This is a genomic window from Pseudomonas sp. DR208, assembly GCF_019823005.1.
Lineage (GTDB): Bacteria > Pseudomonadota > Gammaproteobacteria > Pseudomonadales > Pseudomonadaceae > Aquipseudomonas > Aquipseudomonas extremorientalis.
In genome coordinates this window covers 5,615,481-5,633,066 of the sequence record NZ_CP081944.1, presented here as the reverse complement: position 1 = coordinate 5,633,066, position 17,586 = coordinate 5,615,481, and the positions used below count along the sequence as shown (strand labels likewise).

At 63.0% G+C, this 17,586-nt stretch carries 14 protein-coding genes and 1 pseudogene; 13 read left to right on the top strand and 2 right to left on the bottom strand.

What is annotated here, in order from left to right:
* Positions 1 to 157: 157 nt before the first annotated feature.
* The 9 genes and pseudogenes from K5K89_RS25405 (at position 158) to K5K89_RS25365 (ending at position 10,809) form a co-directional block, all read left to right on the top strand.
* Entirely contained in the window at positions 158 to 679 is a 522-nt protein-coding gene (locus K5K89_RS25405; RefSeq protein WP_092248238.1) for an RNA polymerase sigma factor, read from the top strand.
* Between the two features lie 63 nt (positions 680 to 742).
* Positions 743 to 1,741 (top strand): FecR family protein, encoded by a 999-nt coding sequence (locus K5K89_RS25400; RefSeq protein ID WP_222540466.1) that lies wholly within the window; start codon positions 743 to 745, stop codon positions 1,739 to 1,741.
* A gap of 150 nt (positions 1,742 to 1,891) precedes the next feature.
* Positions 1,892 to 4,549, top strand: coding sequence for a TonB-dependent receptor (locus K5K89_RS25395; protein WP_222540465.1), 2,658 nt, complete (start codon positions 1,892 to 1,894; stop codon positions 4,547 to 4,549).
* An 81-nt stretch (positions 4,550 to 4,630) separates the two neighbouring features.
* Positions 4,631 to 5,251 (top strand): heme acquisition protein HasA, encoded by a 621-nt coding sequence (locus K5K89_RS25390; protein WP_222540464.1) that lies wholly within the window; start codon positions 4,631 to 4,633, stop codon positions 5,249 to 5,251.
* Positions 5,252 to 5,413: 162 nt separating this feature from the next.
* The gene (locus K5K89_RS25385) at positions 5,414 to 7,150 is read left to right on the top strand and encodes a type I secretion system permease/ATPase (protein ID WP_222540463.1); all 1,737 of its coding nucleotides are present in this window, start codon (positions 5,414 to 5,416) and stop codon (positions 7,148 to 7,150) included.
* Positions 7,147 to 8,472 carry an HlyD family type I secretion periplasmic adaptor subunit gene (locus tag K5K89_RS25380; protein WP_071489942.1) on the top strand — a complete coding sequence of 442 codons (1,326 nt, stop codon included), beginning with the start codon at positions 7,147 to 7,149 and terminating at the stop codon, positions 8,470 to 8,472. Before K5K89_RS25385 ends, K5K89_RS25380 begins: the two co-directional genes overlap by 4 nt.
* Positions 8,469 to 9,782, top strand: a complete 1,314-nt coding sequence (locus K5K89_RS25375) for a TolC family outer membrane protein (RefSeq protein WP_222540462.1) — start codon at positions 8,469 to 8,471, stop codon at positions 9,780 to 9,782. The genes K5K89_RS25380 and K5K89_RS25375 overlap by 4 nt, the downstream gene beginning before the upstream one ends.
* 134 nt (positions 9,783 to 9,916) lie before the next feature.
* Positions 9,917 to 10,345: pseudogene (locus K5K89_RS25370) on the top strand (DUF4160 domain-containing protein).
* A complete protein-coding gene (locus tag K5K89_RS25365) occupies positions 10,342 to 10,809 on the top strand; it encodes a DUF2442 domain-containing protein (protein WP_071489945.1) in 468 nt (155 codons plus the stop codon). Before K5K89_RS25370 ends, K5K89_RS25365 begins: the two are co-directional and overlap by 4 nt.
* Here K5K89_RS25365 and trmA read toward each other — a convergent pair.
* Positions 10,792 to 11,871: a tRNA (uridine(54)-C5)-methyltransferase TrmA gene (gene trmA / locus K5K89_RS25360; protein ID WP_222540461.1), complete on the bottom strand. Its 1,080-nt coding sequence runs from the start codon at positions 11,869 to 11,871 to the stop codon at positions 10,792 to 10,794. The genes K5K89_RS25365 and trmA overlap by 18 nt on opposite strands.
* Positions 11,868 to 13,163 carry an NCS2 family permease gene (locus tag K5K89_RS25355; protein ID WP_058427718.1) on the bottom strand — a complete coding sequence of 432 codons (1,296 nt, stop codon included), beginning with the start codon at positions 13,161 to 13,163 and terminating at the stop codon, positions 11,868 to 11,870. Before K5K89_RS25355 ends, trmA begins: the two co-directional genes overlap by 4 nt.
* 173 nt (positions 13,164 to 13,336) lie before the next feature.
* On the opposite strand from K5K89_RS25355, the gene K5K89_RS25350 reads away from it, so the two are divergent.
* From K5K89_RS25350 to K5K89_RS25335, 4 genes are all read left to right on the top strand, one after another.
* Positions 13,337 to 13,783: a DUF4879 domain-containing protein gene (locus K5K89_RS25350; protein ID WP_071489947.1), complete on the top strand. Its 447-nt coding sequence runs from the start codon at positions 13,337 to 13,339 to the stop codon at positions 13,781 to 13,783.
* A 96-nt stretch (positions 13,784 to 13,879) separates the two neighbouring features.
* Positions 13,880 to 14,386: a (2Fe-2S)-binding protein gene (locus K5K89_RS25345; RefSeq protein ID WP_261400792.1), complete on the top strand. Its 507-nt coding sequence runs from the start codon at positions 13,880 to 13,882 to the stop codon at positions 14,384 to 14,386.
* A complete protein-coding gene (locus K5K89_RS25340; protein WP_071489949.1) occupies positions 14,383 to 15,372 on the top strand; it encodes an FAD binding domain-containing protein in 990 nt (329 codons plus the stop codon). Before K5K89_RS25345 ends, K5K89_RS25340 begins: the two co-directional genes overlap by 4 nt.
* Positions 15,369 to 17,552: a xanthine dehydrogenase family protein molybdopterin-binding subunit gene (locus tag K5K89_RS25335; RefSeq protein WP_222540460.1), complete on the top strand. Its 2,184-nt coding sequence runs from the start codon at positions 15,369 to 15,371 to the stop codon at positions 17,550 to 17,552. The genes K5K89_RS25340 and K5K89_RS25335 overlap by 4 nt, the downstream gene beginning before the upstream one ends.
* Positions 17,553 to 17,586 lie beyond the last annotated feature (34 nt).

Genomic DNA, 17,586 nt, shown 5'->3' with positions numbered 1-17,586 from the left:
TGGTTAATTTGGTCAATTGATGGTGGCGTATGTGTTCGATTATCGAACCGTTAATCAGGCCGTTCATAACGGCGGATCAGATTAGATATCAATTGAAAATCATTCTCGACAACGCTTAAGATGCCCGCCTGTTTCCTTAACATTCCAGGGAGTCGGTTTGTCGGACGTGGATCTCAAAGGCCTGTTTCTCAAGCATGCCGATGCCTTGCGCGGGTATCTGGCGCGCAAGGTACGGGACCCGCAGTTGGCCGCAGACCTGGTGCAGGAGAGCTTCCTGCGCCTGGCGGAAAAGCCGGCGGGCGAGCGCATCGACAACTCCCAGGGCTATCTCTATCGAACGGCAAGCAATCTGCTGATCGACCATATTCGCCAGGAAGCGCGGCGCAAGACTGACTCCGTGCCCCATGAGGCGCTGGCCGAGATTGAAGATGACGTGGCCGGGTTGGAGGTTCAGGCAATGGCGCAGCAACAGCGACAGGCATTGAAGCAGGCACTGGCGGAGTTGCCGGAGCGCACCCAGCAGATTTTCCGCCTCAACCGCATCGAAGGCATGACCCATGCCCAGGTCGCCCGGCACCTGGACATCTCTGACAGCTGCGTCCAAAAGCACCTGGCCAAAGCGTTGGCCTACGTGATGCAACGCTTGCAGGAAGGCGAGAGGGCGCCATCCGACGAATGAATTACCGAAAAACGCCCGTTCACTCGTCACAGCGTTATATAACGAAAAATTCGAGATTCACACGTGAATAGCCAGGGTCCGCAGCAGCACAGCATTACCGAGGCGGCCGCCGAGTGGGCGGTGCGCCTGCACGCCGGTGCCCTGACCGAACAGGAGCAGGCCGAGTTGCGGCATTGGATCGCCTGCGACAGCCGCCACGAAGCGGCATTGCGTTTTGCCGAACAGACCTGGGCGGCACTGGGCGAGGTGTACAAGGAACCCCCGGTGAACCGCCAGCGCCCGTCGACGGCGACGCAGCCTGTGCGCGGGACCAGGCGGCGCCGGCCATGGCAACGTGCGGCGGCCGTCGCGCTGGTCGTGGTGGTAGCCGGTGTCGGCTGGGTGCGTGGTCCGGACTTGTTGCTGCACATGCAGGCCGACTACATCACCGAGAAAGGCGAAGTGCGCACCGTGCACCTGGCCGATGGCAGCAAGGTCGAACTGGATTCCGCCAGTGCCATCCGCCTGGATTACGACAGTGTGCAACGCCGCATCAGCCTGCTGCAGGGCTCGGCGATCTTTGATGTGGCACCGAAGGTGGGCGAGGAAACCCGACCGTTCGTGGTGCAGAGCGCTGGCGGGCAGACCCGGGCGCTGGGCACGAAGTTTGTGGTGGAGCGCGAGGGCGACAGCCAGGCGTGGACCGGGGTGTTGGAACACAGTGTCGAGGTCACGCTGCAAGCCATCCCGAAAAAAGGCCCGGCCGACAAAGTGGTCAAACAAGGCCAGGCCGTACGCTACAGCACTCAGGAAGGCATCGTGCCTTTGGATCAGCTCGACGTCGCGCACGCCACCAGTTGGCGACGCGGTGTGTTGATCTTTGATCGCCAGCCGTTGGCCAATGTCATCGAACAACTCAACCGCTACCGTCCCGGGCGCGTGGTGTTGACTGACTCGGCCCTCGGCGAGCGTGAAGTCAGCGGCGTGTTCCGCCTTGACATGCTCGACACCGCCCTTGCCACGCTGACCCAGGAACTGCAGGTGCAACGCCTGGACCTGGCTGGCCTCAGCCTGATCTATTGATGACCCGGTGGGGGCCAGCTCCCACCGCCTGAAATCCCCCTTCCTGAAAAACTTTCAAAAAACCTTACTGACTTCGTGCGCGTCGCACGTCTTGCTAGGTGAGAAGCATTCGCATAAACAAGAAAGCGCTCAGCGCAGGGAACAACAGAAATGTCAGCACTCAACAAGGGGCGTATCACCGCAAGCCGGTTAGCCCTGGCCATCCACCTGGGCCTGTTCGCCGCTGTGGCTCCGGTATTCGCTGCTCAGTCTCAGGCGAATGCTGCACACCCTGCGGTGCTGATGCTGGATATCCCCGCGCAGTCCCTGGGCAGTGCTGTGCTGGCATTCGCCGACCAGGCCGGCCTGCAAGTGCTGTTCGACAGCCAGCGCCTGGCCGGTTTGCAGAGTACGGCCGTGAAAGGGCAATACAGCGTGCAGGAAGGTTTGGCGCGTCTGTTGGGGAATGCGCCGGTGGAGTATCGCTTCAATGGCGAGCGCCAAGTCACCCTGACCCGCGTCGAGCAGAGCGGCGCCGCGTTGGCACTGGCAACTACCACGATCACCGGCCTGCACCCCAACGACTGGGTGTATTCATCGCCACGGTCGGTGAGTGTGGTCGGGCGTGAGCAACTGGATCGAAACCCACCACGGCATGCCGCCGAGATGCTCGAAGAGGCGCCGGGCGTCTACTCGGCGGTCAGCCAGCAAGACCCCGGTTTGTCGGTGAATATTCGCGGCATCCAGGACTATGGCCGGGTCAACATGTCGGTGGACGGCATGCGCCAGAACTACCAGCAAAGTGGCCACCAGCAACGCAATGGCACGCTGTATGTCGACCCGGAATTGCTGTCGGAGGTGGTGATCGAAAAGGGCGCCACGTCCACGATGGGCGGCGCCGGGGTGATCGGTGGTGTGGCCAATTTTCGCACCGTGGAAGCCGCCGACCTGCTCAAGGGCGGCAAGGAAATCGGTGGGCGCATCCGCTTGACCACCGGGCTGGGTGGGCGCAGCAACGGCACGCATTTTATCGGCAGTTCGGCGTTTGCCGTGGGCACCGATGTGTGGGACATGTTGGTGGCTGCCAGTGAACGTCATCTCGGCGACTACAAACCCGGCACACGGGGCAGCATCGGCGAGTTGCGCACCGGCAGTTCTTTCCTGCCGGCCAGTGAAGACCGGATCAAAAACTCCACCGTCGAGTACACCGGCTCGGTGATGCGTTCACGCCTGCTCAAGCTGGGTCTGAACCTGCCGGTGGATCAGCGTCTGCAATTGAGCTACCTGACCACCGAGGTCGACTACGACGACGTCAACATGATGACCGCCGAAAAGGCCCAGCTCTGGGAGAAGCTCGGCAGCAGCAATGTCACGGCGCAGAACTTCGCACTGGACTACAGCTACACGCCGGACAACCCGCTGATCGATTTCAAGGCCAAGCTCTACTACGTCGACACCCGCAATGACCAGACCACACTGACCCGTGGCAGCAGCAAGGGCTACGACGTTACCTACCAGACCAACACCTATGGTTTGCAGGCGCAGAACATCTCGACCTTCGCCTTGAGCGAGCTGTCGGTGATCAAGGCCAACTACGGCCTGGAGTTTTTCTACGACAAGGTCCGGCCGGATTCCAATCAAATGGTGGCCGCCGATTCGGCGGTGACGGCCTCGGCGGCGGAAAGCATCACGCCTAAAGGTGACCGGGCGATGGGCAGCCTGTTCGCGCGCCTGGACTACGACTACGACAACTGGCTGAACCTCAATGCCGGGTTGCGTTACGACCGCTATCGGCTGCGCGGCGAAACCGGCCTGAACACCCGTACCTTCATCATCGGCACCACGCGACAAATCGGCTTGCCCATGACTTATGACGTGGATCGGGAAGAGGGGCACTTCTCGCCGACCTTCGGCCTGTCAGTCAAGCCCGGCGTGGATTGGCTGCAACTGTTCGCCACGTACGGCAAGGGCTGGCGCCCTCCGGCCGTCACCGAAACACTGGTCAGCGGCCGGCCCCACGGCGGCGGTTCGGAGTCGATTTTCCCCAACCCGTACTTGAAGCCCGAGACGTCCACGGCCTGGGAGGTCGGCTTCAACGTGCTCAAGGAAGACCTGCTGTTCGCCGAGGACCGCGTGGGCATGAAGGTGTCCTACTTCAACACCCGCGTGGATGACTTTTCCTATATGGCCCTGGGGGTGCAGCCGCCCGGTTATGGCATCGCCAATATCGGCAATGCGGCGTATGTGAACAACCTGGAAACCACCCGTTTTCGCGGCCTCGAATACCAGTTGGATTACGACGCCGGGTTCGCCTACGGCCAGTTCAACTACACGCGGATGCTCGGCAGTAATACGTTCTGCAGCAAGACCGCGTGGCTGGGTGGAGTCACCAAGATCCAGAAGGGGCCGGGCAGCCGAGCGCCGGTAGACGCGATGGTGCCGGACGACATGGCCAATGCGGGTCAGAGCTGCAGCGCGATCCTGGGTTCCTCCGAACACATGCCGATGGACCGCGGCACCGCGACGCTGGGCGCACGCTTGTTCGAGCGCAAGTTGGATGTGGGGGTTCGTGCGCGCTACAGCGGCGGTTACTACGTCAAAGGTGGCGCCGGCGTGACCACCTCGCAAACCGGCGTCTACCCGGCCGACTGGAAGCCCTACACCGTCTATGACCTCTACAGCAGCTACCGCGCTACCGAGCAGTTGACCCTGCGCCTGGCCATGGAAAACGTCACCGACCGCGCCTACCTGGTGCCGCTGGGCGACGTACTGGCCTTCACCCTCGGGCGTGGGCGCACCTTGCAGGGCACCGTTGAATATCAGTTCTGACCGATTTTGCCCAGTGACGGGCAAAACCACAGCAGGCACTGGCTTGCTGCGGAGATACCACCCCATGACTTGGAGTTTTGCATGAGCATTTCTATTTCATACAGCACCGCCTACGCCGCGAACACCGTTGCCGAGTACCTGAGCGACTGGTCGGCTTACTTTGGTGACCTGAACCACCGTGAAGGGTCGGTCAAAGAGGGTTCGAATACCGGTGGTTTCAATCCTGGCCCGTTCGACGGCACCCAATATGGCGTGTCGAGCACCGTCAGCAATGCCGCGGTGGTGGCCAACGGCGACCTGCATTACACCTTGTTCAACCCGCCGTCGCACACCTTGTGGGGTTCGATCGACTCGCTGGACCTGGGCACCATTCTGACGGGCGGCGCGGCCGGCGGTAGCTATGCCCTCGCCGAGCAGGAAGTCAGCTTCGCCAACCTGGGCCTGTCGAGCCAGCAGTCCGAAGGCCGCGACGGCCAGGTGCACAAAATCGTCTACGGCCTGATGAGCGGCGACAGCTCGGCACTGGCGTCGGCGATCGACTCCCTGCTCAAGGACATCGACCCAAGCCTGTCGATCAACTCGACGTTCGACCAACTGGCCGCTGCCGGTGTGGCGCATGTGGACTCGGCTGCTGTCGCCGCCTCCGACGTGGCGCTGGTGGGCGTACAAGACGTGCCTCAGGACTTCGCCCTGGCCGCTTAAGCAAAAAAGCGAATGGAAGATCGCTCTCCCATTCGCCGCATGACACACCGCCGTCGCCCAAGCCTTCTATCTCTTCAGCGACGGCGGTGCCGAATTCTGCGCAGCGTCGTACAGCCTGTCAACGCGACGGCGCTGCCCGCTCAACCCTTTGAGAATCCCCAGATGCGCCACGCCGGCAACGAAACCCTGGCTGCCCTCACGGCCTATAAAAGTGGCTTCTTCAACATCGGCCTGTTCTCGGCGGTGATCAACCTGCTGATGCTCGCCCCGGCGCTGTACATGCTGCAGGTGTACGACCGGGTGCTGGCTTCGGGCAACCAGATGACCCTGCTCATGCTGACGCTGATGATCCTTGGCCTGTTCGGCCTGATGGGCGCGTTGGAGTGGGTGCGCAGCCAGGTGGTGATCCGTCTCGGCACGCAGATGGACATGCGTTTGAACCAGCGGGTGTACGACGCCGCGTATGAAGCGCAACTCAAGGGCGGCACCCAGGCGGCCGGCCAGGCGTTGCATGACCTGACCACGCTGCGTCAGTTCGCCACCGGCCAGGCGTTGTTCGCGTTTTTCGATGCGCCTTGGTTTCCGGTGTACCTGTTGGTGATCTTCCTGTTCCACCCCTGGCTCGGGCTGTTGGCGCTGGTCGGCGCAGTGCTGTTGATCGTGCTGGCGTGGGTCAACCACCACGTCAGTCAGGCGCCGATGGCGCTGGCCAGCCAACTGTCGATCAGCGCCAGCCAGCAGGCCACGGCTAACCTGCGCAATGCCGACACCATCGAAGCCATGGGCATGCTCGCTACCTTGCGCGCGCGTTGGTTCGGCCAGCACCAGGCGTTCCTGGCGCAGCAGAACCTGGCCAGTGAAAAGACCGCGACGGTCACCGCCTGGTCCAAGGGCGTGCGCCTGGCATTGCAGTCGCTGGTGCTGGGCCTGGGCGCGTTGCTCGCGGTGCAGGGCGACATCACGCCGGGGATGATGATCGCCGGTTCGATCCTCATGGGCCGCGTGCTCAGCCCCATCGACCAGTTGATCGGCGTGTGGAAGCAGTGGGGCTCGGCGCGCCTGGCGTTTGATCGCCTGTCACAGATGCTGGAGGCCAACCCGGCCCGGCCCGAACGCATGAGCCTGCCGGTGCCCAAGGGCCAACTGAGCGTCGAGCAAATCAGCGCCTGCGCCCCCGGCAGGCGTCGACCGGCGCTGGCCAACCTGGGTTTCAGCCTGGCGGCGGGCGAGGTACTGGGGGTGATCGGGCCGTCAGGCTGCGGCAAATCCACCCTGGCCCGGATCCTGGTGGGCGCCTGGGAACCCTGGGCCGGCAAGGTGCGGCTGGACGGCGCCGACCTGGCCTTGTGGGACAAACAGCAACTGGGCCCGCACATTGGCTACCTGCCGCAGGACATCCAGCTGTTCGCTGGCAGCATCGCGCAAAACATCGCGCGGTTTGCCGAGGTCGACGCGGACAAGGTCCTTGCCGCCGCACAAATGGCCGGCGTGCATGAGCTGATCCTGCAACTGCCGCAAGGCTACGACACGCCGTTGGGCGAAGGCGGCGCCGGGCTGTCCGGTGGCCAGAAACAGCGGGTCGGCCTGGCGCGTGCGCTGTACGGCCTGCCTGCGCTGATCGTGCTGGACGAGCCCAACGCCAACCTCGACGAAGTGGGCGAACAGGCCCTGCTCCAGGCCATCGGCCAGCTCAAGCAACAGCGTCGCACGGTGATCCTGATCACCCACAAGCCCAACGTACTGACCCTGACGGACCAGTTGCTGATCCTCAAGGACGGCCAGTTGCAGGCCTTCGGGCCGACGGCCCGCGTGTTGGAGGCACGGCAGAAACCGGCAGCGAGCAAGCCAGTGTCGACCCTGAACATGAGTTACCGCCTTGGTGAAGGAAAACAGGCATGAGCCAGAGCAAACCCGTGCTGATCAGTGACGCGCCGAACAATGTGCTGGCGCTGGATGATAAAAAATATTCGCGCCTGGGTTGGCTGCTGGTGCTCGGCGGTTTTGCCGGGTTCCTTGGCTGGGCAGCGTTGGCGCCGTTGGACAAGGGTGTTGCGGTGCCGGGCAAGGTCATGGTCTCGGGCCATCGCAAGACGGTGCAGCACCCGGCCGGGGGGATCGTGGAGCGCATCGAGGTGCGCGACGGTGATGTGGTCAGCGCCGGCCAGGTCCTGCTGCGCTTGAAAGAAACGCCTTTGCGCGGGCAGATGCAGTCCCTGCGCAGCCAGTACCTGGCATCCCTGGCCAGTGAGGCGCGCTTGAGTGCCGAAAGCGAAGGGCTGGCGGCGATCAGCTTCGGCCCCGAGCTGCTCAACGATCCCGAGGCGGCGGGCACGCTGAGCCTGCAACGGCAACTGTTCCAGAGCCGGGCCCAGGCACTGGCCACCGAGCAACAAGGCCTGCGCGAAACCATCGCCGGCGCCGAGGCGCAGTTGCGTGGCACGCGGGATTCGCAAGCGAGCAAAGTCCGGCAGCGGGCGGCGTTGAATGAGCAACTGCAAGGCCTGCGCGAGTTGGCGCGTGACGGTTACATCCCGCGCAACCGCCTGCTCGACAGCGAGCGGCTGTACTCCCAGATCGACGGCGCCATCGCCGAAGACGACGGGCGCATCGGCCAATTGCAGCGCCAGGTGATGGAACTGCGCCTGCGCATCCGCCAGCTTGGCGAAGACTTCCAGAAAGACCTGCGCGGCCAGTTGGCCGAGACCCGCACCCGCAGCGACGACCTGCGCAATCGCCTGGCCTCGGCCGAGTTCGAACTGGCCAACAGCCTGGTGCGAGCGCCGGCGTCGGGCGTGGTGGTGGGGTTGGACGTGTACACCGAAGGTGGCGTGATCAAGCCCGGCCAGGCGTTGATGGACATCGTACCCCAGGGCGAGCCCTTGCTGGTGGAGGCGCGGGTGCCGGTGCAGATGGTCGACAAAGTGCATCCGGGCTTGCCGGTGGAGTTGATGTTCTCGGCGTTCAACCAATCCACCACGCCACGGGTGGCCGGTGAGGTGACCCTGGTTTCGGCGGACCGCCAGGTCGATGAGCGCACCGACGAGCCGTATTACACGCTGCGTGCCCAGGTCAGCGCGGCGGGCATGCAGCAACTGGACGGCGTGCAGATCCGCCCGGGCATGCCGGTGGAAACCTTCGTCAAGACCGGGGAGCGCTCGATGCTCAACTACCTGTTCAAACCGTTGATGGATCGCACCCACATGGCGCTGGTGGAAGAATGAAGGCGCTGCTGTTTATCTTGTGTTTGGGGTGTACCTCGGCGCACGCCTTGGGTTTGCTGGATGCCTACGACCTGGCCCTGCGCAATGACCCGACCTTTCAGGCCGCGATCCAGGCGCGTGAAGCCGGTGAAGAAAACCGCGTGATCGGCCGCGCGGCGCTGTTGCCGAACCTATCGTGGAGCTACAACAACTCGCGCAACGAATCCGAAGTGACGGCGGGTGATGTCACCAGTGACCGTGACTACCGCAGTTACGCGTCGACCCTGACCTTGCAACAACCGCTGCTGGATTACGAGGCCTACGCGCGCTTTCGCCAGGGCACCGCCCAGGCGTTGATGGCCGATGAACGCTTTCGCGGCAAGAGCCAGGAGCTGGCGGTGCGGGTGCTCAACGCCTACAGCCAGGCTTTATTGGCCCAGGAGCGAATCGAGCTGAGCCGCGCACAGAAACGTGCGTATGCCGAGCGCCTGCAACTCAATGACCGCCTGCTCAAAGGCGGCGAAGGCACGCGCACCGATGTGCTGGAAACCCAGGCGCGCCTGAGTCTGGCCCAGGCCGAAGAGATCGAATCCCAGGATGCCCAGGACAGCGCCCTGCGCGAGTTGGAAGCCATCGTCGGCCAACCGTTGCAGATCGAAGAACTGGCGCCACTGACGCGCCAATTCGAGATCCCGCCGCTGGAACCCAACCGTTTCGAAACCTGGCGCGAACTGGCCATGGCCAACAACCCGGAACTCCAATCCCAGCACCACGCCCTGGACGTGGCCGCCTATGAAGTGGAGCGCAAACGCGCCGGGCACCTGCCCAAGGTCAGCCTGTACGCCACCAGCCGCCAGACCCACTCCGACTCGGAAAGCAGCTACAACCAGAAGTACGACACCAACACCGTTGGCATCCAGGTCAGCCTGCCGCTGTTTGCCGGTGGCGGCGTATCGGCCTCCACGCGGCAGGCGGCGAACCAGCTGTCTCAAGCCCAGTACGAGCTGGACGCGCAAACCTCGGCCACGCTGGTGGAGTTGCGCAAACAGTTCAACCTCAATACCAGCGGCGCGGCCAAAGTGCGTGCTTATGAAATGGCCGTCAGCTCTGCCACGGCTTTAGTCGCTGCGACGAAAAAAAGTGTGGCCGGCGGTGAACGGGTCAACCTCGACGTACTCGACGCCGAGCAGCAACTGTTCACTGCCCGCCGCGACCTGGCGAATGCGCGGCATGCGTATCTGCTGGCGAGGATTCAGTTGAAGTATTACGCGGGGTTGCTGAGCGAGCAGGACTTGCGGGCCTTGGCGGGGTATTTCCAGCCCTCGGCATGAATGGTTACAACCCGGCATTCGCCGGGTTTTTTGTGCTTACTAATCTGTGAATCAGCTTCGGGAAATGGGGCCGGTTGTCGGGTGACAGGGGAAAATTGTTACCTGGCGGAAAATAACCTAACGGATGGGTTGCGATGCGAGTAGGCAATTACAAAGGATATGTGATTTCGGTGTTTATCAGGGATGAGCATTGCCCGCCCCATGTGCATGTGCGGGGGAAGGAATGGGATGCGCGTTTTCGTTTCAGCTTTCTGGACGGGGACGTGGAGTTGTGGGACGTAGAGCCTGAGCGGCGGCGGCCACCCATGGCGGTTTTGAAAGAAATACGCTGGGCGATCATGCAGCGGCATTACTTGGCGCGGGCACGTAGGCTCTGATGGGAATACCCGCAAACGGTCTGCCTCGAGAATCATTCCTGGGATTGGGAGGCCGGTGAGTGGGTGCCAGGGTTGGTTATTCGACGTGGAGTCCACGTCATCGCAAGTGCTCGGCACGATGTCGTAGCGCAGAGGACAATTTTGAATCTGGTACGAGCACCAGACTGCGTGGGGATTGATCTATGAAAATCGTAAAAGCCAAAGTTGTACCCTATAAACCGCTCACTGAGGCCGACGTCGAAAAGGCGATAGCCCGAGGGCGCAAGACACGGCACCTTTATGCCCGTGCCAGCGCTGTGCGTTATGAAGACAACTGCATTTCCATCGGCTTCAGCGACGGTAGTCGCGTTGTACTGCCGGTAGCGGGTCTGCCCGAGTTCGCAGGGTTTTCCCTGGAGGACTTTGAGCAACTGGAAGTCGGCTTTGGCGGAAAGGCGCTGTGCTGTGAGGCCCAAGACCTGGATGTTTCGATCACGGGCCTGATTGCCACCAGCAAACCCCTGATGGACCTGGCGATCAGCCTGGTTGCTTCGCGCAACGGTCGCAAAAGCAGCGCCGCCAAAGCCGCCGCCGCCCGCGCCAATGGCAAGAAGGGCGGGCGGCCGCGCAAGAAGGAACCGGAGGACGTCGAGTTACCGCCGAGTCAATAACACCCCGGATTCCATATGGTGCGTCCACGGAAACTGGTCAAACATCGCGCATTTCGTAATCTTATGCGTGTCATGCAGTTGCGCGATGTTCGCCGCCAACGTCTCCGGGTTGCAGGAGATGTACAGGATGTTGTCGAAACGTCGGGTCAGTTCGCAGGTGTCCGGGTCCATGCCGGCGCGCGGTGGGTCGACGAACACGCTGCCGAATTCGTAGCTTTTCAGGTCGATGCCGTGCAGGCGGCGGAACGGGCGCACTTCGTTGAGGGCTTCGGTGAGTTCTTCGGCAGAGAGACGCACCAGCGTGACGTTACCCACCGCGTTTTCATCGAGGTTGCTCAGGGCCGCATTCACCGAGGTCTTGCTGATTTCGGTAGCCAGCACGTTGCGCACGCGCGTCGCCAGGGGCAGGGTGAAGTTGCCGTTGCCGCAGTACAGCTCCAGCAAATCATCCGGGCGATCGCCCAGGGCGTCGTAGGCCCAGTTGAGCATCTTCTGGTTCACCGTGCCGTTGGGCTGGGTGAAGGCACCTTCGGGCTGGCGGTAGCTGAAGGTACGGCCGCCGACTTCGAGCTTTTCCACCACGTAGTCATGGCCGATCACATCGCGCTTGCCCTTGGAGCGGCCGATGATGCTGACATTCAAGTCGGCAGCCAGCTGGTTGGCGGCGGTGTGCCAGTCCTCGTCCAGCGGGCGGTGATAGCACAGGGTGATCATCGCGTCGCCGGCCAGGGTGGTGAGGAACTCCACCTGGAACAGCTTGTGGCTCAGGGCAGCACTGGCTTGCCAGGCGGCCTTGAGCTGCGGCATCAACTGGTTGATGCGCTGGCTGGCGATGGGGAACGCTTCGATCAGGATCGGCGTGCGCTTGTCGTCCTGGGAGAACATCGCGTAGTGGCGTTCACCGCCTTCGCGCCACAGGCGGAACTCCGCGCGCAGGCGGAAGTGCTGCATCGGCGAGTCGAAGACCTGCGGCTCGGGCGCGTCGAACGGTGCCAACAGGTCACGCAAGCGCGTGACCTTGTCTTGCAGTTGAGCGGTGTAGCGTGCGGCGTCAAAAGTCATGCGTTGAACCAGCCCAGCTTGATCACGAACAGAATCGACAGAATCACCAGCGCCGGGTTCAGCTCACGGTAGCGGCCCGAAAGCAGCTTGATGGCGGTCCAGGCGATGAAACCGAAGGCGATGCCGTTGGCGATGGAGTAGGTGAAAGGCATTGCCAGGGCGGTGATCACCACCGGCGCTGCTACGGTAATGTCGTCCCAGTCGATTTCGGCCAGGCCCTGGGTCATCAGCACCGCCACGAACAGCAGGGCCGGCGCGGTGGCGAAGGCTGGGACGCTGGCGGCCAGTGGCGAGAAGAACAACGCCAGCAGGAACAGGATCGCGACCACGATGGCGGTCAAGCCGGTGCGGCCGCCGGCGCTCACGCCCGCCGCCGACTCGATGTAGCTGGTGGTGGTCGAGGTGCCGAGCAGGGAACCGGCCATGGCGGCGGTGCTGTCGGCGATCAGCGCACGGCCCATTTTTGGCATGTGGCCATCCTTGCCCATCAGGCCGGCACGCTTTGCCACGCCGATCAGGGTGCCGGAGTTATCGAACAGGTCGACGAACAGGAAGGCGAAGATCACGCTGACCAGGCCGATATCCAGCGCGCCCTTGATATCCAGCTGCAGGAAGGTCGGGGCCAGGGACGGTGGCATCGACGTGACGCCGCCAAAAGGCGTGACGCCCAGCAGGATGGACACGAGGGTCACCGCCAGGATGCCGATCAGCACCGCGCCGCGCACGGCCAGGGCTTCCAGGGCCACGATCAGCACGAAGCCGAGGGTGGCGAGAATCGGTGCCGGTTGTTTCAAGTCGCCCAGGCCCACCATGGTGGCCGGGTTGCTGACCACGATGCCGGCGTTGTGCAGGGCGATCAAAGCCAGGAACAGGCCGATACCGGCGGCAATCGCCGAGCGCAGGGGCAGGGGGATGGCGTTGATGATCCACTCACGGATACGGAAGATCGACAACAGGAAGAACAACACCGCCGAAATGAACACCGCACCCAGCGCCACCTGCCAGGTGTGGCCCATGTGCAGCACCACGGTGTAGGTAAAGAAGGCGTTGAGGCCCATGCCCGGCGCGAGGGCGATCGGGTAGTTGGCGATCAGGCCCATCACGGTCGAGCCGATGGCGGCTGCCAGGCAGGTCGCGACGAACACCGCGCCCTTGTCCATGCCGGTCTCGCCGAGGATGCTCGGGTTCACGAACAGGATGTAGGCCATGGCCAGGAATGTCGTGATGCCCGCGAGGATCTCGGTGCGCACGTTGGTGTTGTGTGCCTTGAGTTGAAACAGCTTTTCCAGCATGCCTGCTCCCTGTGACGCTCTGTGGCGTCGTGATTTGTTGACCTCTAAGTCAAAGCACAAACTGCGCCAAGCGCCTTTGGTTTCAGAGAGGATCGGAAAAAGCGGCGCATCATACCAGCAGCCGAGGCCTTGAGGCATACTGCGCCGACGTTTAAACCAAGGTCATCTGCAACATGAAAAACGCCAGCCCGTGGAGTCTAGCCCTGATCCCCTGTATCAGCCTGTTGCTCGGCGCAGCACCGGCCTGGGGCGCGACTGCACCGCCGTTGAGCGAAGTGCGCGTGTTCAAGGTTGAATCGGCGGCGTGCACGGAAACCATCCCCGAGCGCGCACAAAGCACGCAGATGTGCACGCACCGTGGGCCCACCAAGGTGTCAGTCATGGAAGTCGGCCTGGGCAACAACCCCATGGGCCGCTTTGATGGCGCAGAGCTCAATGGGCAGCGCACGGCGGTCTGCCAGGTCGGCAACATCAGCGAAGCCTGCAACGGGGCCGGCACACTGATGGGCTACATCTATGTATTTGACCTGAACGTGGAGGCCCAGGGCTGGTTCCAATACAGCAATTCCTCGATCAACCCCCCGCAGAACACCCTGACGACGCTGCTCAATATCCGCTGATCAATCACCTTGAACGCTCATTACCCCGGGAAGTCGTACCCCTGAGACGGCGATTTCCCTGAACGCCGCGGATGTCCACCAACCCGTGAGGTGTTTATGAGCGCAACCCCCAATGGCGCGGCGGCCCAACCGTTCGTCAGCCACTCGATACGCCTGAGCCTCAACGGCCAGGACCGCCAACTGGATGTGTTGCCGTGGACCACACTGCTCGACCTTCTGCGCGAGCAACTTGACCTTGTCGGTAGCAAAAAAGGCTGCGACCACGGCCAATGCGGCGCCTGCACGGTATTGCGCGACGGCAAGCGGATCAATGCCTGTCTGACCCTGGCGGTGATGTGCGACGGCGCCGAGCTGACCACTATCGAAGGCCTGGCCGACGTCGACCAACTGCACCCGATGCAGCAGGCGTTTATCAAGCACGACGCCTTCCAGTGCGGCTACTGCACCCCCGGCCAGATCTGTTCCGCCGTGGGCCTGGCCAATGAAGGCCGTGCCCACGACACCGCGCAGATTCAGGAGCTGATGAGCGGCAACCTTTGCCGTTGTGGCGCCTACAGCAATATCCGCGCTGCCATCGAGGAAGTCCTGGAGGGCAAACCATGAACCCCTTCCATTACAGCAGGCCGACCGGCGTACAGGAGGCCGTGCACCTCAGCAGCGCCGCATCGCGCTTTATCGCCGGCGGCACCAACCTGCTGGACCTGATGAAAGAAAACATCAGCCGCCCCGAACACCTCATCGACATCACCGGCCTGCCGCTGCATGACATTCAGCAAACGTCCAGTGGCGGACTGTTGATCGGCGCCCTGGTGAGCAATGCCGACCTGGCCTGGCACCCGTTGATCGAACAGCGTTACCCGTTGCTCTCCCAGGCCATCCTCGCCGGTGCCTCGCCGCAACTGCGCAATATGGCCAGTACCGGCGGCAACCTGTTGCAGCGCACCCGCTGCTACTACTTCTATGACGCCACGGTACCGTGCAACAAGCGCGAGCCCGGCAGTGGCTGCCCGGCGCGCACCGGCTTGAACCGCATCCATGCGATCCTCGGTGCCAGTGAGCAGTGTGTCGCTACCCATCCTTCGGACATGTGTGTCGCCCTGGCGGCATTGGCGGCGCGGGTGCATGTCGAGGGCCGTGGCGGTGCGCGGATCATCGAGTTCGCCGACTTCCACCGCCTGCCCGGTGATACGCCGCAACGGGACAACCTGCTGGCCGACGATGAGCTGATCACCGCCGTCGAACTGCCTGCCGACAACCTGGCAAGCCATAGCAACTACCTGAAGATTCGCGACCGCGCCTCTTACGCCTTCGCCTTGGTGTCTGTCGCTGCAGCCCTTGAGCTGGACGGCGACCGCATCATTGATGCGCGCCTGGCGCTCGGCGGCGTGGCCCACAAACCCTGGCGCGACCGCGCGGTGGAAGCCGGGCTGATCGGCCAGGTTGTCAGCCGCGAAACCTTCAGCCAAGCCGCCGACGCCCTGTTGCAAGACGCGGAACCCTTGGAACACAACGGCTTCAAGATCAAGTTGGCGCGCCGGGGCATCATTCGTGCCCTGAGTGACGCCGCTGTTGCAGGAGAACGCCCATGACTGCCATCGGCAAACCCTTGGACCGGGTCGACGGTCTGCTCAAGGTTACCGGCCAGGCGCGTTACGCCGGTGAGTTTCCCGAGGAGGGCCTGCTGCATGGCAGCGTGGTGTCCAGCACCGTCGCCAAGGGCCGCGTGCTGCGTATCGACGCTTCCAGGGCGTTGGCGCTGCCGGGGGTGGTGGCGGTAATTGATCACCTCAACCGGCCAAGAATCGCCAGCTACGACGACGCTTTCCAGGACGACGACGCGGCCGACGGCTCGCCGTTCCGCCCGCTGTACAACGACCGTGTGCTGTACAGCGGCCAACCCCTGGCCTTGGTGATCGCCGACAACCTTGAATTGGCGCGGCATGCCGGCTCCCTGGTGGAGATCGAGTACGCAACCGAAGCCTTCGAAACCGACCTGCTGGCCATGCAGGAACAGGCCTATGCCTCGCCGCAAACCCCGCCCAAGCCGCGCGGCAACTTCCAGGCCGAGTGGAGCGGCGCCGCCGTCAGCCTGGACCTGCACTACAGCACGCCCGTCGAACATCACAACCCGATGGAGCCCCACGCCAGCACCGTGCTGTATCAGCCGGACGGCACCCTGCATATCCATGACAAGACCCAGGGCCCGCAGAACTGCCAGGCCTATGTGCAAAAAGTCTTCGGCCTGGATAAAAGCCAGGTGCGCATCTTTGCCGCGTTCGTCGGCGGTGCGTTTGGCTCCGGTTTGCGCCCGCAGTACCAATTGCCGCTGGCGGTGATGGCGTCCCTGGCGCTCAAACGCTCGGTGCGCGTTACCCTGACTCGCCAACAGATGTTTACCTTCGGCTACCGCCCGCGCACCCTGCAGCGTTTGCAAATGGGCGCGGCCGCCGACGGTCGTTTGCTCGCGCTGGGCCACACCGCTATCGGCCAGACCTCGCGCTTCGAGGATTTCAGCGAACATGTGGTGGAGTGGAGCGGCATGCTCTATCACTGCGACAACGTGCAACTGACCTACAACCTGGTGCCCCTGGACGTGTTCACGCCCCTGGACATGCGCGCACCTGGCGCAGCGCTCGGGGTGATCGGCCTGGAGTGCGCCATGGATGAACTGGCCTGCGCCTTGGGAATCGACCCGGTGCAACTGCGGCTGATCAACTACGCCGAGCGCAACCAGAACGAAGACAAACCCTGGTCAAGCAAGGCCCTGCGCGAATGCTACAGCGAAGGTGCCGAGCGTTTCGGCTGGAGCCAGCGTAACCCGGAACCGCGCAGCATGCGCGACGGTCGCCAGTTGATCGGCTGGGGCATGGCCGGCGGGGTGTGGGAAGCCATGCAGATGAAGGCCAGCGCCAAGGCGCGGATCGACGCGCAGGGCAAGTTGACGGTCAGCAGCGCCACCACCGATATCGGCACCGGCACTTACACGGTGATGACCCAGATTGCCGCGCAGGCCAGTGGCGTGGCGGTCGAGGACGTGGTCTTTGTGTTGGGCGATTCCTCATTGCCTACCGCGCCACTGCAGGGCGGCTCGTTTACCGTGTCTTCGGTGGGCACGGCGGTGCAGCAGGCCTGCGAAGCGTTGACCGGCAAACTGCTGGCTATTGCTCGGCAGACTTACCCGGTCTTCACGCAGGCCGAATCCGTACGCTTTGAAGACGGCCAGTTGCACACCGGTGACGTGAGTGTGTCGTTGGCGCAATTGGTCAAGGACAGTGGCGAAGACGCGCTGGAGGTGCAGGTCGACAGCGAACCCGGCAAAAAACGCGAGGGCTACAGCACCGCCACCCATTCGGCCGTCTTCGTCGAGGTGCAGGTGGATGAGGACCTGGGCACCATCAAGGTCAGCCGCGTGGTCAGTGCGATTGCCGCCGGGCGCGTGGTCAACCCCAAGATGGCCCGCAGCCAGATTCTCGGCGGGGTGGTGTGGGGCATCGGTATGGCGCTGCATGAGGAAACCCAGACGGATCATCAGTTGGGGCGCTTCATGAACCACAGCCTGGCCGAGTACCACATCCCGGTGAACGCGGACATCGGCGAGATAGACGTGGTGTTTGTCGAGGAGCATGACGAGATCGTCAACGCCCTCGGGTCCAAGGGCGTGGGGGAGATCGGCATCGTCGGCGTCGCGGCGGCGGTGGCCAATGCGATTTATCACGCCACCGGCAAACGGGTGCGGGAATTTCCCATCACCCTCGATAAGGTGCTCTGACAAGCTCTAGCCAGCACTGGTTATCCAAGTGTGG